We start from the raw sequence: 18,488 nt of genomic DNA, 5'->3' as shown, positions 1-18,488 counted from the left end.
TTTATTGTTAACAAAATAAATATCTGTAGTTTTAGTACTCTGTAATTTTAGGTATTTAGTGAACGGATTTAATAGTATAAAAAGATTTAGTCGTTTGTGCAGCAGCACAGGCGACTAAATCTTTAATTTTTGTATCTATATATTGATTATTTACATTCCTTATAAATATATCTATCATTAATTTGAGTAGTATAAACAAATACAAGGTCTATAAGGAGGATATATGAACAAGTCATCAAATCAGATTATCGTGAGTTATGCTAATTATTGGAGGCGTGCTTTAGATATCAGTGGTAGATCTACGCGTTCAGAATTTTGGCATCCATATTGGATTAATTTAGTTATCACATCTTTACTGAGTATTTTTTCAGTTGGTACTTTAGGAAGTTTGTTTGCTCTTGTAACGCTTATTCCTAGTTTCACCGTTATGACACGTCGATTACATGACTCTAATCGCTCTATGCTGTTTGCAATCCTCTATCATATAAGTGGATTCATTACTAAAGCTGCTATGATTTTCTTTGTTTTAAGCGTCATATTTGCATCTATAAACTTCGAGGATTTTTCTATATTGGGAACAACTTTTGTAGCTTCAACATTTGGGGTAGTTGCCGCTGGTTTAATATCACTATTCATCTTATTTCTTCTAGTAAAAACAGGTAATAAAAAACCTAATAGATATGGTAGTGGAGGAAGTTGTGAGATAAGTATGCAAGAAACAACAATGAACAAAGTAAGAGAAAGAGAACAAGATAAGAGTGGTTATACAAATATAGATGATATTGACTGGGATAAACTTTAGTTAAAGTTAATTCTCGATCAGCTAAATGAGCAATTTCATCTATTAATCCAAAAGAAGGTTAACACCTTATAATGTATTAAGATAAAATTGTTGAAACTTATTTTGCTGCTTCTTACGTCTTAAAGTTTAATAGCGCTTGATTATCAAGCGCTATTAAAAATATTTCTCTCAATGTATTTCAAAACAACGATTAAAATTGTTAAACTGAAATATATATATGATTAAATAAAAACAAAAGGGCGGGTAATAATGACTAAAAAACCTAAAATGTTAAAGAAAAATGGTATACAGTATTTTGTACTAGAAGATGAAATCAAAAATATGAAAAATATGGGTTTTACGGAAAAAGACGCTAGAAACAGTATTAAAGAATTAGAAAGCGTTGGGTTAGCTGAAATTATTGAAGTAGATAAAGTAAAGTATTTTAGACCTATAGAACCCAAATCAGGTTCTACACCTTATAATGTATTAAGATAGAATTAATGAATTAAATTTAATAGTTATGTCAATATGTAAGGAAAAAACCTTAACATTACTTAATAGAAATGTTAAGGTTTTTTATTTGGAATTATAGACTATAATTTATCCTAGTCTATAACGTAGCCGATTTGTAATTATATGATTAACAAATATTAGATTCACTAGTCACCAAGCCCCAATCTATTGTCATAGATTGGGTGTTCTTTTAATGGCAGGCTTTGTCGCTTCACTTTATATATATACTATTAAATATGTCATGGTATGAGAGTCATCTTAACTTTCAACTTCTCTAACGTATCTTTTGTTAAGATTCGATTCATTTACTATAGACAACATAAGCTTAACGTTGATGAATCAAGCAACGTTAAGCTTATTAATTATAGAAAGATATATTAAGTGTTCTAAACTTTAGTTACAGTTAATTCACGATCAGCTAAGTGAGCAATTTCATCCATTAATCCAAAAGAAGGGTTAACATCCCCGTTTTCAATTCTATCAATAGTCGACTAATTTGACCGAAAATTCATTTACAATACATAATCTATTTAATAATATAAATGCACAATTTACCACAAAAGAAAATTAAAATGTTACAATAAAATTACTAAATATATAATCTAAGGGGTGCTAAGAATGAAACAAGCAAATCCTTTTACCTATAAAGTAACGAATATTATTTTATTAACCATTTTCATTCTATACACAGGCTACCAGTTTTCGTCATTCATTCTTATAAATAACGGTAGTGTATCTTATGATTACACAATCTTACTCAATATAGCATTAGCATATATCTTATTACTTATACTTGTACCTTTTGTTGTTAAGTCATTTTTAAAATTAGATAAAACAACGGGTCTATTTGGGATTAGTATGATCGTAAATCCAATGGGTAAATTGTTTAAATCAATACCTGCTAATACAAAACGATATTCAAAGCATTTACAAGACGACAAAAAATCTATAGATGATTACGTGTTCGAACATTTCATGTATAAAAGAAATATCGATAATATATTGAATGAAAGAATGAGAAGCGGCATACCCGTAAAAGACTTTGTAAGAGAAACACATGCTATTTTAAAACACGCAGATAGATTAATGGGTATTGCAAAAGATAGTGCTTATAGTAAAAGTGGTAGAATTTTAACGTCTGCCAGCGCTAGAGAAAGGTTTATAGAAGTTAGTTATTTAGACAAATACACCGTTCAGATTAATACACCTCACTTCTTATTTGGTGTTTCACCACGAGAATGTAAATACCTTAACAACTTCAAAAACCTAAAAAAGCATTTACGAAAACATCTACAACCTGATAATTATAATGTATAAAAAAACAGGAAACACCATTCGCTTATGAGTAGTGTTCCCTGTTTTTTCATGTTTTATGATTTAAACCATTCATGCTTTGCTAATTCTATATTTCTTAAGGATACGTCGATGTCTTCTATATCAACCGCTTCTATAAGCTTATGTATGGTTTCAGGACACCCGTTTAATGATTGTATCTCACTTAAGTAACTTCTAAATGACTCGATTGTAAGTTTTGACTTCTCAATGTAAAAATTTAAATCCAATTCTAAATCTATTTCTGTCATATCAACACTATTAAATTGATTTAACACCTCTTGTTCAGTAAGTACTCTTCTTTCGTCATTCTGTAAGTCTAAGGGTGTTGCGTTAAATTTAAAGTCTTCTGGATACATTAATTGTTTTCTATACTTTTCTATTGGGTTTCTCACTAATTTGTTAGGTATCCATATCCCCCATTCAATTGAATCAATTAACTTTGGCAACTTTACTAATATGGCTTTACCCGTATTCACTTCAATAAACTGATCGTGTATATATAGTGATTTCCAACTTGCCAATTTAATCATCCTTTCCGTTAAATATTTTAAAGTACTAATGACATTATATTGATTTAACACAGTAAACACAATTAAAAATATCGATTTAGTTATACTTTTTAGTAACAAAGATAAAGTAAATATATACTATATATAGATACATATATAGATAACTATATATACTAAATATAGTCACGTGTATATATACGAATATATATTGTACTTGTTTATAAAAACCGGAATGAAAAACTTGAAATTATCAACAAAAAAAGTTGATAATTATTTTTATGTTTGCTAAGCTTTGTTTAAGGAGGGATTCTATGGTGTTTAAAAGAGGTAGAATGACAACACTTAAATTACCAACACAATACGTTGGTAAACTTAGCGCTTTTAAAGTAACGAAGAAATACGAAGGTACAGATAATCAAATGATAGAAGTATTTATCAATAGTGCTTTATCAGGAGAATACGACCACTTGGCCAATGACCCTAAAGATAAAAATCATAAAGCAACATATTCAGTAAATCAGGCAAAATTAAGACAATTCAATCAGTATGCGAAAGAACATGGTTATAGTACCGGCTTAGCATTTATGAAAGATATTATAGATTACAATTACAATGAACTTTATGGCCAGAAAAAGAATGAATTAAATATCGATGTGCCTAATAGTGAAAATCATAAAGAAAATATCTTTTTAGGCTGGGTTAAAACGGACAATAGTGGAGATAGTGCTACTGATTTTATAAACAAGCAACAGAATATATACGAAACACAAAGTGAACTATCTATTAAACAAGTCCTATCAGATACAACTAATTCTTATAAACCCATTATTACTGACTTATTTAGATATGGGTCACTCTTGATTGGCGGGGCGATAGGTTCAGGTAAAACAGAATTAGTGAAGTTGTTAATACTTAATATAATAAAAAAACATGCTGATTATAGAACGGAAATTGATATTTTGAGTGAGTATCAGGAAAATTATAAAGTATTCAACTCAGTAGAATATATAAATTATTTGAATGAAAGCCAAGATGATATACTACGCGCTTATGCTTCAGAAATGTCGAATAGATATAGACTATTTAAAAAGGTAAAAGCAAAAGATTTACAATCATTTAATGAGAAAGTATCAAGTGAAGAAAAGTTAAGTAAGAAGTTTTTAATTATTGATGGTTACAAAGGTAGCGAGGAAAATGATAACTTATTAATAAAGTTATTACAAAAATGTCGCGCTGCTGGTATAGTTGTTATCTTTACTTACGTAACAAAACCTTATAACGAACAGACAGATCATAGATTAGATGGTCGGTTAAGAAATAATGTCGTCAATAAAATAGCGCTACGGGTTAATACAGGGGTAGAATCAAATACCGTAATTGGAAAGACTGGTGCTGAAAATCTTCCTGTTTACGGGTCATTTATGATGAATAATATAATTTCACAGTCACATGAACCTATACCTATTTATTATTTACAAGCCACAGATAAATTGATAGAGTTCCAATTAAATAACCAATAGTAGAAGCTCAACATGTTTTCAGAACGTGTTGAGCTTTTTAGAAATAATAATATATATATAGCTTTATGCTATAGTTCTTCCATATAGCGTATACTATGTTTTGAAATTAAAGCTTTATTAGTTTCTGTTTTATCTTTATTGAACTTATCGACAATAATTTCATATGTGTATTGCTTTAGCACAATTGCTTCGATCACTTTAGAATCAACAAATACAATACGAACCCTAGAACCTATGAACTCTTCAAATGCTCTTGCTGATAATTCTCTCTTTTGTTTATAATTTTCCGCAGCACGCTGTTTTGAACTCTTTTCGGCCATAGTGAAATCTCCCCTTTTGTTTTGTTAATTTATATCAAACATAGCAATATCTAAATTGATATTCAAACGTTTTAATATTCTTTTTCTTTAATTGTATTTTTTATTTCATCTGAAAAAGCTGTGTTGTCACGTAACAATAAACGTCCAATTTCATAGATAACACCTAATTCAAAGAATATAAAACGTTTCTTATTACTATTTACATCAACAAGATTAGTTCCATCAAAATAATATTGATCATACTTTCTTGATATATCTATGATGTCATCAATATAAAAATGCCCTTCACTTTTAAGCATGCCAGCATTGATTGAATGATTTCCATTATCTACATGTACAATACCTAAAGGATAGATATAAGTACCGCTGTGATTAAATTCGAAATGCTCAAAAGTATTATTATCACTTTTTGCATACTTAATGCCCTTACCAATTGTCGCAATGTTATTAGTTATTCTATCGGGATTCCATATTTCAGTGACAATAGGGTGTTTACCATTTTGTACGGTATACCTATTTTTGAATTTTCTTAAATGATGTTCACCTTCACCTAATAAGTCCATAAATATATTGTTAATTGTATGATGATATGAATCTCTTAAATTAATACTGCCATTGCCTATAGGTATGAATTCAGAATTTGATAAAGTATGAATCGCATTTTTAGTTTGAATATAGTCGGTAAAGATTTTGATATAACTAAATATGGGTTGTGTTTCCGCTTCTTCACATTCTTCTGAAGCGGATAATTTTATCAAGTCCTCAGCATAGTTCAATATCTGATTTAATTGTTTTTCTTTTATACTTTGGTCATGTTCTATATAGTCTAAAACATCTTTCAACCCTTTATTATTAGGATATATATACGGTGATTCTAAATGTTGATTTTTATCTTTCACTTTCTTTTTAGAAAACCAGCTTTTCATCATATCCCACCTGTTTTATGTATTTTGTGAGCAGAATAATTCCACTTCACGCATTACTTCTTGTTTTTCTCTTTCGAAATCTGGATCGTATTCCACATTATTTTGACTGTCATTATTATCTTGATTGTCATTTCTGTTTTTTAACCAATCTGGTACTGGTCCGATTTCTATAAGGCTATCGTTTAACATAACACCATTTTCCTTAAAATTACTAAACTGGATTGAATCTTTGAACTCATTGGCTTGACGACATATGACACCTGCAAAATAACTAAACATGTTTTTCACTTTTTCACCCATACCGTTGTATTCTTTTTTAAGTTTTAGCAGTAATGTTCTGAATGCTTTATCAATGATTTGGTCATCGTATTCTCTAGGAAACTCAAAAGGTACAAGTTTGTTTAAAGATATATCATAAAGGACCTCAATCTGTTTATCAGTAAAGAAAGGACTGTAACTTGAATAAACATGATCTGGTACACCTTCAGGACATGTACGGAAGTTTTTAATATTTTTTATACGTTTAAATTTACTAGCCCACTTAACCTTTCTAGTACCTATAAAGGTTTTTAATAGATTTAAAGATTTTATAGTTTCTTTTCGAGCAGCAATAAGGTCGAAAGCACGTTGTGACTGGGTTTTGCCACTACTTTTTTGTTGTTTACGATGGTTCATTTGCGATAGCTCACTTAAAATTTTAGAACGCTGCACAAACGTATTGATGATATAGGCATTAGCCCCTTTACCACCCTTTTTCTCACGTAATGTATTGACTACAGTAATATAACCATTTTCTTTTAAATATTTAAGGTGACGTTTTATTGTAGAAATGGATTTATCTAACTTGTTAGCCATTGTGGATATTTTAAGATGACTCACACCTACAACTTTACAACTGTATTGTTTTAATAAGTTTAAAGTTTCATAAAGTGGTTTTGTGAGTTTCTTATTGTACTTTTTAACAGTTTCGTCCATTTCATGAACAGAATTAAAATTCGCGTATGTATCTAATTTTATTAGGGCATAATTCTTTGATTGACTGTATGCGTTTTCTTTTGACATAGTAAAAAACCTCTTTCCTAATTTCCATTAGAATCGAGGGTCAAAAAGAGTAATTTATACCTGTTTATAGTATGCAAAGAGTAGCTAATAATAGATACTTTAGGTTGCCATTGTGTACAAATGACGTTATAATAGTTATACATAATAAAAAACCTAAAAGAAAAGTTTTTCTTTTGAACAATGAGAAATTTTCTTTTGAATTGAATTTTACTCTTTAGAATTTCGGAAGTTTTACTCTTTTGAACTTCGATTCGAGCTCAACTACGCCAATAGTTGAGTTCTTTTTTTATGGAATTTTTTAGATTGTAAATTTCGGAAAATTTATTGAGTTAAGTATAACATAGTTCAATTGTATTAGTAAGATTTTTATGCAAATAGAATAAAAATCACAATTCTGAATTTAACTTTCTTGTCGTTTTCTTGCCACAGTGTATAATTAAGGTAATAATTATCGGTCTGAGGGGGTAATGATCAATGAAAAATTATAGTGAGAGTATGGAGATATATAAATATATATGCTATGAATTGAGATTAATTCGAAAAGATAAAAAATTGACGTTAGCTGATGTATCGAATGATGTAGATATTTCAGTACCCTATCTTGGAACAATCGAAAGAGCAGATAAGAAAACTACAGGATTGATGGTCATATTAAATTTAGCAAAATACTATGATGTAGATTTTAAGGATTTAGTTAGAAATGCAGAACTGAGAATGGAAATTGAAAAAACATTAGAAGAGTAGAATTGAGCTAAAAAGCATAATAAACTTAGCTCTTTTTTTATGGCTTCTTATAATATTATTTACTAAACAAGTATAAAAAGTTATAATATAAGTAATTACAAAATTAAATAAACGGAGGTAATTCGATGACTTCACTAACTGCATTTCAGCTAGTATTTAGTCTACTAGTATTCATTTCTATATTAGTACCTTTAATAGTTTTATATATTCTGTATAGAAAAACAGATTGGTCTAAAGGATTAGAATGGATATCTAGTATAGAAGTTTTTAGGAGAGGTGTTATATTGGTTATATCTGTAATATTGTTTTCATGTTTCTTTGCTGCATATAACAATATAACGATCAGTAATCCAGATAATTTAACGAATGATGAAGAAGCAATTAAGGTATTTATGACAACACTTTCCACATTTAAAACTATGTTCTTATACGTGTTTGTTTATCCAAGTTTCTTATTAATTTTTTATAGTATTGTTCAGCTTTCGGCTGGCATTATAAGATTAAGGAAACAAAAGAAGAACGCCTTAGAATCTCAATTTATTAAAGCAATATATGATAAAAAAGGTTCTAAAGTAGTTGAGATATACAAGTTACTAATTGATAAAGATGTTATCGTAACGAAACGTGGTTATGATAGAGCGTATCCTATTAAGAAAAAACAGCTCAATCTAACAGAATCGTTTTATAGTTACTTTTTAGAAATTATTGTTCAAGAAAATGACAGAATGATTGCTGGGGATATAAAAACATATCCTTTAATTAAAAAACGATTTGGATTTAAAGTCAGCAGGAAATCACAACTAAATTAAAACGTTAAGCACCTCTTAAATTGAGGTGCTTTAATTTTAAAAAAGAATGTAAAAGGAATGAAGGAAGGCGTATGAAAAAGAAAAAAGTTATATACCTAGTATCAAGTGTTATAGTCACAATTATTTTAATTAGTATCATTAGTCTTATAGTTATTTTTAATAATAACGGTGTCGCGCAATTGGAATCATTTGAAAAAGCTATGGACGAAAAAGATTATGATACCTTATCCCATAAGTTATCGACCGCTTCTTTATCTGTATCAGAAGAAGAAGCTAAAGCCTTTGTGACTTATATGTACAAAACGAATAACATTAGAAAGTTTCAAAAAGAAATGTCTCAGATTAAACAAAATATTAAAGATGATAAAACTAAGAACTCGATTTATGGGACAATTACCGATAATCAAAATAATACGATTATTGAAGTAAAGAAAAATGGTAGCCACATGTTGATATTAGATAGGATAAGTTTTAAACCTTATTCATATAATGTTTACCTAAAGCCACAAGATACATCAATGACATATCGTTTCAAAGACTTTGACGGTAAAGAACAAACGGTTGTGACTGATCCGAAAAGTTATACTAAATTTGGCCGCTTCTTTGTAGGTGAATATAATCTGTCAGCTATTAAAAGCTATGAATCCCCTTCTTTAGTTAAAGGAGAACAAGAAGGTAAAATAAATATAAAGACAGATTTAAGAAACGCGAAGAATAAAGTTGTCGCAACAGAAAACTTTAAAGAATCTAGTTTTCAAGTAAGTTTAGATAATGATGAACAATTAAAAGATTTAAAAGTTTATGTGAATGGTGTTCAGACAAAGTATGATGAAAAACGGGTATATGGCCCATACCCTTCTAACAGATCTATTTCTGTATATGCTGAGGGTAAATATAAAGGTAAAACTTTAAAGTCTAATACGGTTAAAGTTAAAGAAAATAAAGATATCAATAATCAAAATATAACGTTAGAATTTGATACAACGAAGATAGACGAAATGGTTAAAAAAGATAGAGAAATAGAAAGTGAAGCTAAGGCATTTATGGACGACTATACCAAAGATTTAAATAAAGCCTATAAAGAAGTTGAGTTTAAGCATGTAGAAAAGTATTTTGAGCCTAATTCTAGTTTGTCTAATCATATTAAATCTATGGTAGACAGTAAAAATAAATCTAAGTACACTATGCCGACATACACAAGCTATAAAAAAGACGGTTCAAAGATATATATTGAACTAGTTAAAAAAGATAAATCGAATAACCCGATTAAATCGCAATATGAATTAGCGTATGATCATAAAGATAAGTCGTTTAAAATCGTATCATATGGTGATGTATAATCGACCAGCAAGCTAAAAGAACAATTGAATGCTACTTTTTATCTACCTGTGTTAAAGACATGGGTAGTTTTTTAATATTCTAACCAACAAATAGTTAATATTAGTTTACAATAAGTTTGTTTATGTGTTACAATATGTTTGTAGTTAAAAACAGGAAGGAGTGAAAAGATGAATACGCAGGCATTGAAGTTTGTATATAACAGTAAGATTTATACACTGACTAAGCATAACATTGGTAAAGGTTATACCTGTATTGTCGTTTTTGAAAATGGTGTTTTTCTAGGATTATTAGATCTACCTGTAAATGAGCAGATAGAAAACGTGTTACTCGATACCGCTTCAAAAATAAAAAAAGACGTAACGTTTTTAGAAAAAACGCACGCCTAAATCGAAAGTTTTTTAAAGTGCTTGTGAACTAAGTTATCACCTTAAAAACCGGTGGAATGAGGACACATTCCACCTCTTATTATAACACTATAGGAGGTAATAATCATGAATAGAATGAATAAAAAGATTAATTCAATTGAGTTTATTTCAAATGGTAACCTGTATGATTTAAGACTACAAGAAACAGACAAAGACGATAAAGTCAGACAATACGAAAATGGTTATTTAAAAGGTGTTGCTGCAATAGAAAATAATGAACCTTCTGAAATTGTTGTCTTATTAAAAAGTATTGAGATCATGAGAGATACAGATTTTGTTATTAAAGCTATAGAGTTTGAAAAAGATAACGAATTGTATGAATTGAGATTACAAGATATATCAAATGGTGATTGTAAAGTAAGGTTATATAAAAATAATGAATATATAGACAAACTGAGTAAATCAGATACAGAAGATAAGTACAACATCGTTTTAATTAGAGCTTTAGGTATTTTGAACTCATCTCAAAGGAGAGTGGTTTAAATGATTAAATATCATACACAAGAATCACTCGAAAAACTACAAGATGTGATTGATAATTTTGTTAATGAAAAAGGCACTGGAATTACAAAAAATATAGATGAGAAATCAATTATACTCATCGGTTCAGATATGAAAACCGTAAATGAAGAAAGTCAATTCTCTTTTGTAACACTTAATGTTCAAACATTGGAATTAGATAAAGAAATAAAAAGCCCTAAAGATTGGATAACTGAGAAAAAGCCATTTAAATCAGTTGAAGATTTAGAAGAGTACTTGAATGAAACCACTTATGAAGAATTGATTTGGTTCAAAGCGTTATAAAATTCTAAGGAGGGTTACTATGTTAGAGCAAATATTTGAAGCACATAACAAAAAGTATATGTTCTCAAAGATTGTTAACCTTTGGGGTGATGAAGAAATTGGTTTATATGAAAATTCGGATTTAATTGGATATCTAAATGAAAAATATTCAGTAGAAGAAGCAATCAAATTGATTACTGCACATCAGGAATTTAAAAAGTTAGGTGTTATAGTTTGATTCTGTTATTCCCCTACTATGTTATGGTGGATATAAAAAAAGCGACCACACAAGTGATCGCACATTTGGTTAACAGAATCATCTATTGAACCAAACAAAAAGGTATATTTATTATAACATAATTATAGACGGAGGAACTAATATGGATTTCAAAAAAATTAATGAGGTTTTAAATCACGATCAAACTATATACACAAAATCTAATGGTATGAATGTAGCAATTAATACAGAATTAGGTTGTTATGTATCGGAAACAAGTGGTGTTTACTCGGTTTCTGATTTAAAAAACAATGACTTAACTAATATAGGACAAGAACCTATAAAAATCTTAGGTATGCAAGAAGTCGGAGATATACTTGGCAAAAGTAGACATGGTGTGCGCTGGGCTTTAGAAAATGAACATTATGATGTAGTACCTAAACCGGCTTTTGTAAATCATCAAAAACGTGGCAATACTTATTTTTGGTTAGAATCACAATTTGATAAGAAAGGTTGAAAAATATGAAGTACATCAAGACGTTACTCGCAATAATCCTAACAAGTACCCTATTAGCTGGGTGTGATTTGGAAAAGGATATTAAAAGAGAACTTAAACAAGAAGCTAATAATCAAATAGATAAAGGTTTAAATGAATTAAAGTCGAAAGCGTTTAGTAAAAAATCGACAGTAAAAACAAGTGAAGAAGATAAGGCGCTTATCAAAGTTCAAACTAACGAAGAAAATTACGCTTTATTGAACGACAATAAAACAACACTCACAGATTATGATCAGCAACTCTTGAACCAAAATGGTAATGATAAATTTTGGGCTAACTATTCAGATTTAGACAATTTAGGGCGTGGCGGAAGAGTTACAGCGCTTGTGACTAAGGAAGCAGTGGATAGTCATTCATCTAAAGCACAAGAACGCCCCTCTTTTGATTCAACAGTTAGACTTGCAGGCGAATTTAAAGATGGTACTTACGATCCACTTGAAAAAAGATGGAAAGGCAATGAAAGTAATAATCAAATATTACAGTTAGATGGTTATAGAGGTTATATCTATAACAAATCTCACTCTTTAGCATGGTCATTGGGTGGAGATATGGAAACGCACAATTTAACACTAGGTACAAGAGCGCAAAATGTTGGTAGTAATAGAGCCAGTGAAGGTGGCGGTATGGGTTATCCTGAAACGCAAGTGAGAAATGCGATATATAACCACCCTGAAACTAAAATTTATTACGATGTGCGCCCTGTCTATAACAATGACGAACTATTACCACGTGGCACACACGTAAGAGCCTATTCTATTAATGACAACGGTCAAACCGTTAACTTAAACGTTTGGGTATCTAATACTCAAAAAGGTGTATCGATTAATTATAAAGATGGTACTTATGAATATTGAAATAGTTAGGGGGATATTATGGAATTTAGATGATGAGGTATATGGTTATACTGAATACACGTTATAAATAAAGCTAGAGTTAATATATTTATTGGTTTAATAATTTTGATATAAAGGGAGGTATGTAAGATGAAAATAAAAGGAGTTGTAATTCAAGTTATAAAGTATGTGTTAATAATAGGATTTACATCATTTCTGATTTGGGCTATTCTTACTCTTTTTACGAACGAGTTTACTACTGTAGGTAAAAATTCAAATTTAGCCGATTTCAAGAAAAATACAAAAGTAATAGAGGGTAAAGTTACAGATGTTAAAGAAGACAAAAAGATAATATTCCCAAATCGTTATTATTTAGTAGTAAAATCTAATGAAGATAGCAGTAAAATGATTGAAGTGAAAGAGAACCAATTTAAAAACTACCAAAAGGGTTCTAAGGTTAAATTTAGATATTATCTGGAATTAGACAATAAAATTGCTATAGATTTGTCTAAATACAAAGATGTACAAAATGAAAAAGAATTAAAACCATATTATCAAAAAGGTAAAATAATCGTTTGGAAAATGATTCTCCCCCAGTAGAAGCAGGCGAAGTCGTCCGCTTCTTTTAAGTATATAGTGAGCTTATCCAATGGGACAACATACAGACGATTAAAACCATACAGAATAAAGAAACGATATTATTTATGGAAGGAGAAAAGAAAATGGATTTTATTATTAAGCATATGACTAAAATAAGAGTTTTACTTATACTAACCTTCTTGTTTCTGACTATTGTTATTGTTGAAGCAGGCAAAACCTATTCTTATTATCTAGTGTTTATCATAGCTTTTACTTGTATCACCCTTTTTTTAACAGCATTAGAAAACAAACCTAGAGCAAAAGATATGAAGACCTTTAAAATTAATATGTTATTGCGATTCATTCATATAACTATCTTTCTTGCAATTGGTTATATATTAACGATTCAAACACACCTATTTGAAACGGTTTGGATTGGTCTAGGGTTTATTGCAGTGGTCGCTTTAACAGGACTATACATTGATAAAAGAGATAAAGAAAATACAATTTCAGATTAGTGAAATGGAGTTGATTGTATGATCAACCTTGATAAATATTTTTACATCTCCCCTCTTTTGTAAAACTAAATGTTAATAGATAATCAAGAAAATATTTATTAAATCAGAGCAAATAATGTTCTGGTTTTTTTAAAATTCAATAACAAACATATTGTAAGTTATTGTTTACAAAAAGAGCGTTAAATGGTATAATTGAATTATAGTAAAGGAGGTTAACAAGTCAACAACTACTAATCTGATAAGTAGTTAACCAAACAAAAAGGAGATTTAAAAATGAACGAAAACTACATTATGAAGGTGTTAGATTTTAAGCAAGAGTACATGATAACGAAAGAAGAAAAGGTTCAAATTCTAGAACCAAGAGATGTTGCCAAAATTGTTAATTCAATCGAAGGACTAGGAAATAGCACAAGAGAAAGATTTATAATGCTAGGGTTAGACACTAAGTCATTTGTAACATTTATCTACAATGTGCATATAGGAACTTTAAACTCTTCACTTATTCACCCTAGAGATTGTTTCAAAGCAGCGATTGAAAATAACTCAGCTAGTGTGATATTCGTCCATAATCATCCTAGCCAAAATGCTTTTAGAAGCCCAGAAGATGTGCATACAAGCAAAAAATTAGCGTTGTGTGGTGAAATATTAGGTATACAAGTTTTAGATAGCATTATTGTTACACAAGAAGAATATTATAGCTTAAACGAAAATGATGAGTTAAAACTTAGTATCAATACAAAAGATTTATTTTAAGAATACGGGGGACTATCCCCCTTATTCTTTAAAAATTATATAAAGGAGAAATCTTTATGAAATATCTAAAGAATAAAATCATGACAACTAACGATTTAATTAAATTGAATATAGCAACTCGTGATGGTGTGATTGATATTGATAAGTTGGAAAAATACCTTGTGCAGCAAAAAGAAGAAGGTTATAACATCAGTGTCATAGGCACAGAATATGAAAAGGATTGGCCGACATTAATCGACAATGAAGACATCACTTACAATAAGAAAAGATTCAAACAAAAATTTGATATGATCGATTAATATAATCGTTTAAAGGGCGGGCTATTATATGTATAAAAATGTTGTGAACTTTGAAGAAAACAGGATAGTCAAAGAATTTATGAACGGTAACCTTAAATTAAATAATGAACATGCTAAAGAACTATATAGCTTTCTGATTACTTTGATAGATATTAGTAATCATCATGGTAAGAATGTTACAGAATATGAAATGTACAAGTTTTTAATTGAACTTAAAAAAATGGATATAACAAGAGAAGTTCGTGATTATCTGGAATTTATAATAACTCAATCTAAAATCGTACAAATTTTTGAGAATATAGAAAATCAAAAATTGAGTTTTATTACGCAACATAATAGAATTTACGATCTGGGTGAAGTGATTATGGAAGACGCGAATGATATTGCTATTAAGTTGATTAAAATATTTAGAAATATGTTATGTAATTCGAGAGAAATCACTGTATATGATGTAGATTTTATGATTATCGGTTTCTATCAAGAAACACAGTTTGAAGGGTCAAAAAATTTTATTGAAAATATAGTAGATATCACACAAACATACCCTAGTAACTTTGTAAAAACACCTTTTCAAAGTAGTATCGTAAATAAATATTATGAGGGCGATCATTTATCATATTTAAAAGACGTATTAGAAAGATGACGTCTATCTAATAGATAATGTTATGAAAGAACATGGATTAAGCGAAAAATTTCTGTATAAATTATTTAACTTTGATGATTCTACAATTGAAGTATTAGAAAAACTGGAATTTGAAAGTGAAGGAAGTGAGTAACATGTTTATTGTTATCAAAAACAATTTTGATAAAGTACATGTAAAGTGTCCCTACTGTAAGCAGCATGATGGATTGTTATCAGATAAGATAAAAATGGGAACAATGTCATTAAGTAAATGTACGTGTTGTAATAACTTGTATGAAATTAAGAAAGAGAAACCAACTGTATATTCCGTATTGAAATATAAAATATAAAATAGAAGGAAAGATATCTTAATAAGGTCTGATATCTTTCTTTTGTATCTCAGGGACTTATAAAACTTATATAAAGTTAGTTATGTTACGAGTTTTGTTTCAATAATAAATTCAAGTTTAAGCATAGCAAAGTTATAGAAATATGATTATAAAAATATTTTATAGATATAAATAATTTACAAATAAAAACAAGATATATACTATAAGGTATATATCTAAAGGAAGTGGGATTGTATATGGAAAAAGATGATGTGACGTATAATTTAACGAAACTTAAGATATTATCTAATAAAAAGAATATTATATTTTTAGTTGGTTGGATCTATTTTGGACTTTGTTTATTAGGATATATGATTGGTATGAGTTTGGTTCCTCTTTATGTCAAAGGTTTATCTGTAAACGCAGGTGATATACTAGATTATTATAAAAATATCAGAAATGAATTTTATTTAATTTTACTGCCACTAATGTTTATTGTACTTCGGTATTGGTATATTAGTCGTTCTTATAACAAACTAGAAAATAAAATAGAAAAAGGATCGTGATAAAATGATGTCATTGTTGTGGCTACCCATTGTTTTAAGCTTAGTATGTTTGTTTGTCTATTATTTAATCAAAGAGGTTCCACCTAAAGTAGGATTAAGAAAAAGCGTTAAACATAGGTTTGAAAAAAGAATTATAGTATCTAAACAATTGAAAAGCGCTATATTATATTTAATAGGCTTAGTTTTGATATGCAGCATGTTCTATAGTGTTGCAAATATGTTTGTTCTTTTAGAAAATTCATTAGAAGGAAACACAATCATTCAACCAGAACTTAAAAATGTTGAAGTAAATGAAAGTAAAGCCCAAACTTTATTAAATACTATGTTAATAAGTTATATAATCTTAAGCACCTTCTTTGCTGGTGGTTTTATAAGAAGAACGATTAAAACAATTGTGGGATTAATGAAAAATAGAAAGCTAAGTGCTAGAAAAATAATAAAAAGTTAAACTCCCCTTAAATAAATCCTGAACACCTTAACGAGTGTTCAGGATATTTTTATGTCTAATTATTGACTTTAAAAAAAAGGTAGTCTATTATAAGTATCAACAACATAGTATGTAATACACATTGTTGGTAACACATTATTAAAATGATATTAAGGGGGTTGAAAATGGATAAATTATCGTTATTAGAAAAATTGTTAAAAAATAATAATTTGTCTAAATCAGAAACTAGAGTTATTTTCTTCTGTTTTGAGAACGAAAAGACGTCTAAAGAAGTCGGTCAATATTTAGAATGGCAAGCACCAAATGTAGCTAGATTATTACTGACGATGTATAACAAAGGATTTCTAAATAGAAGACAATTAGATGATAATCGAACTTACTTATATACTACGAATAAAGAAAATGAGCTGCTGGACTTAAAAAATGTTGATTAAGTTCATCATTTTTTTAAATCATTAATATAAACTGTATACTGTATTACTTATATTAAAGGAGGAAAAATATGAAAATTGCATGTTGGAATATCAATCAAAGATCAGGTTCAAGAAATGCGGTAATACCTAATTTAGTTTTAGAAGAGTTATTAAAAAGGGACTTAGATATCATTGTACTAACGGAATATAGTGATGTGCAGAATCATGAAAATTTCATAAATAAACTTATGCACGCAGGATACAGTGTAAAAAAAACGAGATACGAAAAAAATACGAATCAAATTTTGATAGCAGTTAAGCATACATTAGTCGCAAGTGATATTGAAGTACATTACTTTGATAACATAGAAACATTGCCGAACCTATTACACTTAAAAATCAATAATAAATTGAATATAGTAGGAACACGTATAAAAATTGGAGGTTATGCAAATCAAGAAGAAGCAAATCAAGAATTCCTAGATCGTAGAATGCAATTAGAAAGGATGATTGATTATATTTCTGGGTTAGAAAACGCTAATGAAATCATATTACTCGGAGATTTAAATAATGGTAAGCATAATGAATTTGATGAAGATAAGACTTACAAAGGGTTGCCAAGAGAACATTATAACTATTATTTAATAAAAGATTTGTTGAGAGATAAGGGCTTTAAGTTACATACACCTGTAGAATCGTATTCGTGGAAATCAAGTCCGAAAAATCAGTGTAAGCTTGATCATATTGTGACAAAGAAAATATCGGATTCAGAAATAACTAACGTTAAATATGACTGGGATTTCACAGATAGAGTAGATTATAAGAAAGAAGTAGGTTTTCCGGATCATGCTATTTTGACTGCTACGATTAAAAATTAAATTAATAAGGAGAATGATAATATGCTAATGAAATATGAAGATATAATTGAAAATAAAAACGTCTTATCTTTTATTGAATCAACAGAAATATACAATAAGCTTTTAGCTAGTATAGATTTAAATAATCAAGAAGAAGCGGAATGTTGTGAAGATTTCATCCTATCGTGTATTGAGTATTCCGAAATAAGAAGTAAATGGATTTCATTTTCTAGAGAAGAAAAGTTGGATAAAGATAATTTAAGGACATCTATTCACAATAGAGTTATCACAAACTTAAATATAATTAAACGATTAATAGAAAGAAGAAATGGCAGTATAGAATGGTTCAATCATTTTAACGAAGATAGGAAACGTATAGGAGATTTTGCAGCTTATCTTAATTACATCAGTGGCTTAAATAGTAGAT

At 28.9% G+C, this 18,488-nt stretch carries 26 protein-coding genes and 2 pseudogenes; 24 read left to right on the top strand and 4 right to left on the bottom strand.

Features of this window, described 5'->3' with window-relative positions; all coding sequences use genetic code 11:
- Nucleotides 1-223 precede the first annotated feature (223 nt).
- The 4 genes and pseudogenes from LQ598_RS11785 to LQ598_RS11770 all read left to right on the top strand — a co-directional run.
- A pseudogene (locus LQ598_RS11785) lies at nt 224-673 on the top strand (DUF805 domain-containing protein); the annotation flags it as partial.
- Between the two features lie 42 nt (nt 674-715).
- Nucleotides 716-802, top strand: a pseudogene (locus LQ598_RS11780) (prevent-host-death protein); the annotation flags it as partial.
- A gap of 249 nt (nt 803-1,051) precedes the next feature.
- Nucleotides 1,052-1,279, top strand: coding sequence for a hypothetical protein (locus tag LQ598_RS11775; protein WP_239745568.1), 228 nt, complete (start codon nt 1,052-1,054; stop codon nt 1,277-1,279).
- A gap of 636 nt (nt 1,280-1,915) precedes the next feature.
- The gene (locus tag LQ598_RS11770) at nt 1,916-2,614 is read left to right on the top strand and encodes a hypothetical protein (RefSeq protein ID WP_239745565.1); all 699 of its coding nucleotides are present in this window, start codon (nt 1,916-1,918) and stop codon (nt 2,612-2,614) included.
- Between the two features lie 53 nt (nt 2,615-2,667).
- On the opposite strand, the gene LQ598_RS11765 is transcribed toward LQ598_RS11770, so the two are convergent.
- The gene (locus tag LQ598_RS11765) at nt 2,668-3,153 is read right to left on the bottom strand and encodes a hypothetical protein (RefSeq protein ID WP_239745564.1); all 486 of its coding nucleotides are present in this window, start codon (nt 3,151-3,153) and stop codon (nt 2,668-2,670) included.
- 299 nt (nt 3,154-3,452) lie between these two features.
- On the opposite strand from LQ598_RS11765, the gene LQ598_RS11760 reads away from it, so the two are divergent.
- Nucleotides 3,453-4,661 (top strand): FtsK/SpoIIIE domain-containing protein, encoded by a 1,209-nt coding sequence (locus LQ598_RS11760; protein WP_239745563.1) that lies wholly within the window; start codon nt 3,453-3,455, stop codon nt 4,659-4,661.
- Nucleotides 4,662-4,729: 68 nt separating this feature from the next.
- On the opposite strand, the gene LQ598_RS11755 is transcribed toward LQ598_RS11760, so the two are convergent.
- The 3 genes from LQ598_RS11755 to LQ598_RS11745 form a co-directional block, all read right to left on the bottom strand.
- The gene (locus LQ598_RS11755) at nt 4,730-4,981 is read right to left on the bottom strand and encodes a hypothetical protein (protein WP_152292155.1); all 252 of its coding nucleotides are present in this window, start codon (nt 4,979-4,981) and stop codon (nt 4,730-4,732) included.
- Nucleotides 4,982-5,052: 71 nt separating this feature from the next.
- Complete coding sequence (locus LQ598_RS11750; protein ID WP_239745562.1) at nt 5,053-5,907, bottom strand: DUF6710 family protein; 855 nt, start codon at nt 5,905-5,907, stop codon at nt 5,053-5,055.
- A gap of 15 nt (nt 5,908-5,922) precedes the next feature.
- Nucleotides 5,923-6,969 carry a helix-turn-helix domain-containing protein gene (locus tag LQ598_RS11745; protein ID WP_239745561.1) on the bottom strand — a complete coding sequence of 349 codons (1,047 nt, stop codon included), beginning with the start codon at nt 6,967-6,969 and terminating at the stop codon, nt 5,923-5,925.
- Nucleotides 6,970-7,443: 474 nt separating this feature from the next.
- On the opposite strand from LQ598_RS11745, the gene LQ598_RS11740 reads away from it, so the two are divergent.
- From LQ598_RS11740 to LQ598_RS11650, 19 genes are all read left to right on the top strand, one after another.
- The gene (locus LQ598_RS11740) at nt 7,444-7,713 is read left to right on the top strand and encodes a helix-turn-helix domain-containing protein (protein ID WP_239745560.1); all 270 of its coding nucleotides are present in this window, start codon (nt 7,444-7,446) and stop codon (nt 7,711-7,713) included.
- A 125-nt stretch (nt 7,714-7,838) separates the two neighbouring features.
- Nucleotides 7,839-8,522 carry a hypothetical protein gene (locus LQ598_RS11735; RefSeq protein ID WP_239745559.1) on the top strand — a complete coding sequence of 228 codons (684 nt, stop codon included), beginning with the start codon at nt 7,839-7,841 and terminating at the stop codon, nt 8,520-8,522.
- A 71-nt stretch (nt 8,523-8,593) separates the two neighbouring features.
- Nucleotides 8,594-9,862 carry a TcaA NTF2-like domain-containing protein gene (locus LQ598_RS11730; protein ID WP_239745558.1) on the top strand — a complete coding sequence of 423 codons (1,269 nt, stop codon included), beginning with the start codon at nt 8,594-8,596 and terminating at the stop codon, nt 9,860-9,862.
- 168 nt (nt 9,863-10,030) lie between these two features.
- Entirely contained in the window at nt 10,031-10,249 is a 219-nt protein-coding gene (locus LQ598_RS11725) for a hypothetical protein (protein WP_239745556.1), read from the top strand.
- A 105-nt stretch (nt 10,250-10,354) separates the two neighbouring features.
- Nucleotides 10,355-10,771: a hypothetical protein gene (locus LQ598_RS11720; protein ID WP_196980668.1), complete on the top strand. Its 417-nt coding sequence runs from the start codon at nt 10,355-10,357 to the stop codon at nt 10,769-10,771.
- Nucleotides 10,772-11,092 carry a hypothetical protein gene (locus LQ598_RS11715; RefSeq protein ID WP_152292145.1) on the top strand — a complete coding sequence of 107 codons (321 nt, stop codon included), beginning with the start codon at nt 10,772-10,774 and terminating at the stop codon, nt 11,090-11,092.
- Nucleotides 11,093-11,111: 19 nt separating this feature from the next.
- The gene (locus LQ598_RS11710; protein WP_084756558.1) at nt 11,112-11,309 is read left to right on the top strand and encodes a hypothetical protein; all 198 of its coding nucleotides are present in this window, start codon (nt 11,112-11,114) and stop codon (nt 11,307-11,309) included.
- A 142-nt stretch (nt 11,310-11,451) separates the two neighbouring features.
- On the top strand, nt 11,452-11,805 hold the full coding sequence (locus tag LQ598_RS11705) for a hypothetical protein (RefSeq protein ID WP_084756559.1): 354 nt from the start codon (nt 11,452-11,454) through the stop codon (nt 11,803-11,805).
- Between the two features lie 5 nt (nt 11,806-11,810).
- On the top strand, nt 11,811-12,698 hold the full coding sequence (locus tag LQ598_RS11700; protein ID WP_239745554.1) for a DNA/RNA non-specific endonuclease: 888 nt from the start codon (nt 11,811-11,813) through the stop codon (nt 12,696-12,698).
- Nucleotides 12,699-12,827: 129 nt separating this feature from the next.
- Complete coding sequence (locus LQ598_RS11695; RefSeq protein WP_239745551.1) at nt 12,828-13,277, top strand: hypothetical protein; 450 nt, start codon at nt 12,828-12,830, stop codon at nt 13,275-13,277.
- Between the two features lie 104 nt (nt 13,278-13,381).
- Nucleotides 13,382-13,774 carry a hypothetical protein gene (locus LQ598_RS11690; RefSeq protein ID WP_239745550.1) on the top strand — a complete coding sequence of 131 codons (393 nt, stop codon included), beginning with the start codon at nt 13,382-13,384 and terminating at the stop codon, nt 13,772-13,774.
- 273 nt (nt 13,775-14,047) lie between these two features.
- Complete coding sequence (locus LQ598_RS11685) at nt 14,048-14,527, top strand: JAB domain-containing protein (RefSeq protein WP_239710731.1); 480 nt, start codon at nt 14,048-14,050, stop codon at nt 14,525-14,527.
- Nucleotides 14,528-14,583: 56 nt separating this feature from the next.
- Nucleotides 14,584-14,826, top strand: coding sequence for a hypothetical protein (locus LQ598_RS11680; protein ID WP_239745549.1), 243 nt, complete (start codon nt 14,584-14,586; stop codon nt 14,824-14,826).
- 28 nt (nt 14,827-14,854) lie between these two features.
- A complete protein-coding gene (locus tag LQ598_RS11675) occupies nt 14,855-15,469 on the top strand; it encodes a hypothetical protein (protein ID WP_239745548.1) in 615 nt (204 codons plus the stop codon).
- A gap of 565 nt (nt 15,470-16,034) precedes the next feature.
- Entirely contained in the window at nt 16,035-16,343 is a 309-nt protein-coding gene (locus LQ598_RS11670) for a hypothetical protein (protein ID WP_239745547.1), read from the top strand.
- 4 nt (nt 16,344-16,347) lie between these two features.
- Nucleotides 16,348-16,791 (top strand): hypothetical protein, encoded by a 444-nt coding sequence (locus LQ598_RS11665; protein ID WP_239745546.1) that lies wholly within the window; start codon nt 16,348-16,350, stop codon nt 16,789-16,791.
- A gap of 164 nt (nt 16,792-16,955) precedes the next feature.
- A complete protein-coding gene (locus LQ598_RS11660) occupies nt 16,956-17,225 on the top strand; it encodes a hypothetical protein (protein WP_196968758.1) in 270 nt (89 codons plus the stop codon).
- 68 nt (nt 17,226-17,293) lie between these two features.
- Complete coding sequence (locus tag LQ598_RS11655; RefSeq protein ID WP_239710716.1) at nt 17,294-18,082, top strand: endonuclease/exonuclease/phosphatase family protein; 789 nt, start codon at nt 17,294-17,296, stop codon at nt 18,080-18,082.
- Between the two features lie 21 nt (nt 18,083-18,103).
- Nucleotides 18,104-18,488 (top strand): hypothetical protein (locus LQ598_RS11650; protein ID WP_239710713.1); only part of this gene is annotated, 385 nt, incomplete at its 3' end.

Source organism: Mammaliicoccus sp. F-M27, from assembly GCF_022387115.1.
Taxonomy (GTDB): domain Bacteria; phylum Bacillota; class Bacilli; order Staphylococcales; family Staphylococcaceae; genus Mammaliicoccus; species Mammaliicoccus vitulinus.
This window is presented reverse-complemented; position numbering and strand designations above follow the sequence as displayed.

Excerpts from the sequence above, each read along its gene's own strand:
- LQ598_RS11775 (WP_239745568.1), top strand. The coding sequence starts at position 1,052 with ATGACTAAAAAACCTAAAATGTTAAAGAAAAATGGTATACAGTATTTT.
- LQ598_RS11770 (WP_239745565.1), top strand. The coding sequence starts at position 1,916 with ATGAAACAAGCAAATCCTTTTACCTATAAAGTAACGAATATTATTTTA.
- LQ598_RS11760 (WP_239745563.1), top strand. The coding sequence starts at position 3,453 with ATGGTGTTTAAAAGAGGTAGAATGACAACACTTAAATTACCAACACAA.
- LQ598_RS11755 (WP_152292155.1), bottom strand. The coding sequence starts at position 4,981 with ATGGCCGAAAAGAGTTCAAAACAGCGTGCTGCGGAAAATTATAAACAA.
- LQ598_RS11750 (WP_239745562.1), bottom strand. The coding sequence starts at position 5,907 with ATGAAAAGCTGGTTTTCTAAAAAGAAAGTGAAAGATAAAAATCAACAT.
- LQ598_RS11745 (WP_239745561.1), bottom strand. The coding sequence starts at position 6,969 with ATGTCAAAAGAAAACGCATACAGTCAATCAAAGAATTATGCCCTAATA.
- LQ598_RS11740 (WP_239745560.1), top strand. The coding sequence starts at position 7,444 with ATGAAAAATTATAGTGAGAGTATGGAGATATATAAATATATATGCTAT.
- LQ598_RS11735 (WP_239745559.1), top strand. The coding sequence starts at position 7,839 with ATGACTTCACTAACTGCATTTCAGCTAGTATTTAGTCTACTAGTATTC.
- LQ598_RS11730 (WP_239745558.1), top strand. The coding sequence starts at position 8,594 with ATGAAAAAGAAAAAAGTTATATACCTAGTATCAAGTGTTATAGTCACA.
- LQ598_RS11725 (WP_239745556.1), top strand. The coding sequence starts at position 10,031 with ATGAATACGCAGGCATTGAAGTTTGTATATAACAGTAAGATTTATACA.
- LQ598_RS11720 (WP_196980668.1), top strand. The coding sequence starts at position 10,355 with ATGAATAGAATGAATAAAAAGATTAATTCAATTGAGTTTATTTCAAAT.
- LQ598_RS11715 (WP_152292145.1), top strand. The coding sequence starts at position 10,772 with ATGATTAAATATCATACACAAGAATCACTCGAAAAACTACAAGATGTG.
- LQ598_RS11710 (WP_084756558.1), top strand. The coding sequence starts at position 11,112 with ATGTTAGAGCAAATATTTGAAGCACATAACAAAAAGTATATGTTCTCA.
- LQ598_RS11705 (WP_084756559.1), top strand. The coding sequence starts at position 11,452 with ATGGATTTCAAAAAAATTAATGAGGTTTTAAATCACGATCAAACTATA.
- LQ598_RS11700 (WP_239745554.1), top strand. The coding sequence starts at position 11,811 with ATGAAGTACATCAAGACGTTACTCGCAATAATCCTAACAAGTACCCTA.
- LQ598_RS11695 (WP_239745551.1), top strand. The coding sequence starts at position 12,828 with ATGAAAATAAAAGGAGTTGTAATTCAAGTTATAAAGTATGTGTTAATA.
- LQ598_RS11690 (WP_239745550.1), top strand. The coding sequence starts at position 13,382 with ATGGAAGGAGAAAAGAAAATGGATTTTATTATTAAGCATATGACTAAA.
- LQ598_RS11685 (WP_239710731.1), top strand. The coding sequence starts at position 14,048 with ATGAACGAAAACTACATTATGAAGGTGTTAGATTTTAAGCAAGAGTAC.
- LQ598_RS11680 (WP_239745549.1), top strand. The coding sequence starts at position 14,584 with ATGAAATATCTAAAGAATAAAATCATGACAACTAACGATTTAATTAAA.
- LQ598_RS11675 (WP_239745548.1), top strand. The coding sequence starts at position 14,855 with ATGTATAAAAATGTTGTGAACTTTGAAGAAAACAGGATAGTCAAAGAA.
- LQ598_RS11670 (WP_239745547.1), top strand. The coding sequence starts at position 16,035 with ATGGAAAAAGATGATGTGACGTATAATTTAACGAAACTTAAGATATTA.
- LQ598_RS11665 (WP_239745546.1), top strand. The coding sequence starts at position 16,348 with ATGATGTCATTGTTGTGGCTACCCATTGTTTTAAGCTTAGTATGTTTG.
- LQ598_RS11660 (WP_196968758.1), top strand. The coding sequence starts at position 16,956 with ATGGATAAATTATCGTTATTAGAAAAATTGTTAAAAAATAATAATTTG.
- LQ598_RS11655 (WP_239710716.1), top strand. The coding sequence starts at position 17,294 with ATGAAAATTGCATGTTGGAATATCAATCAAAGATCAGGTTCAAGAAAT.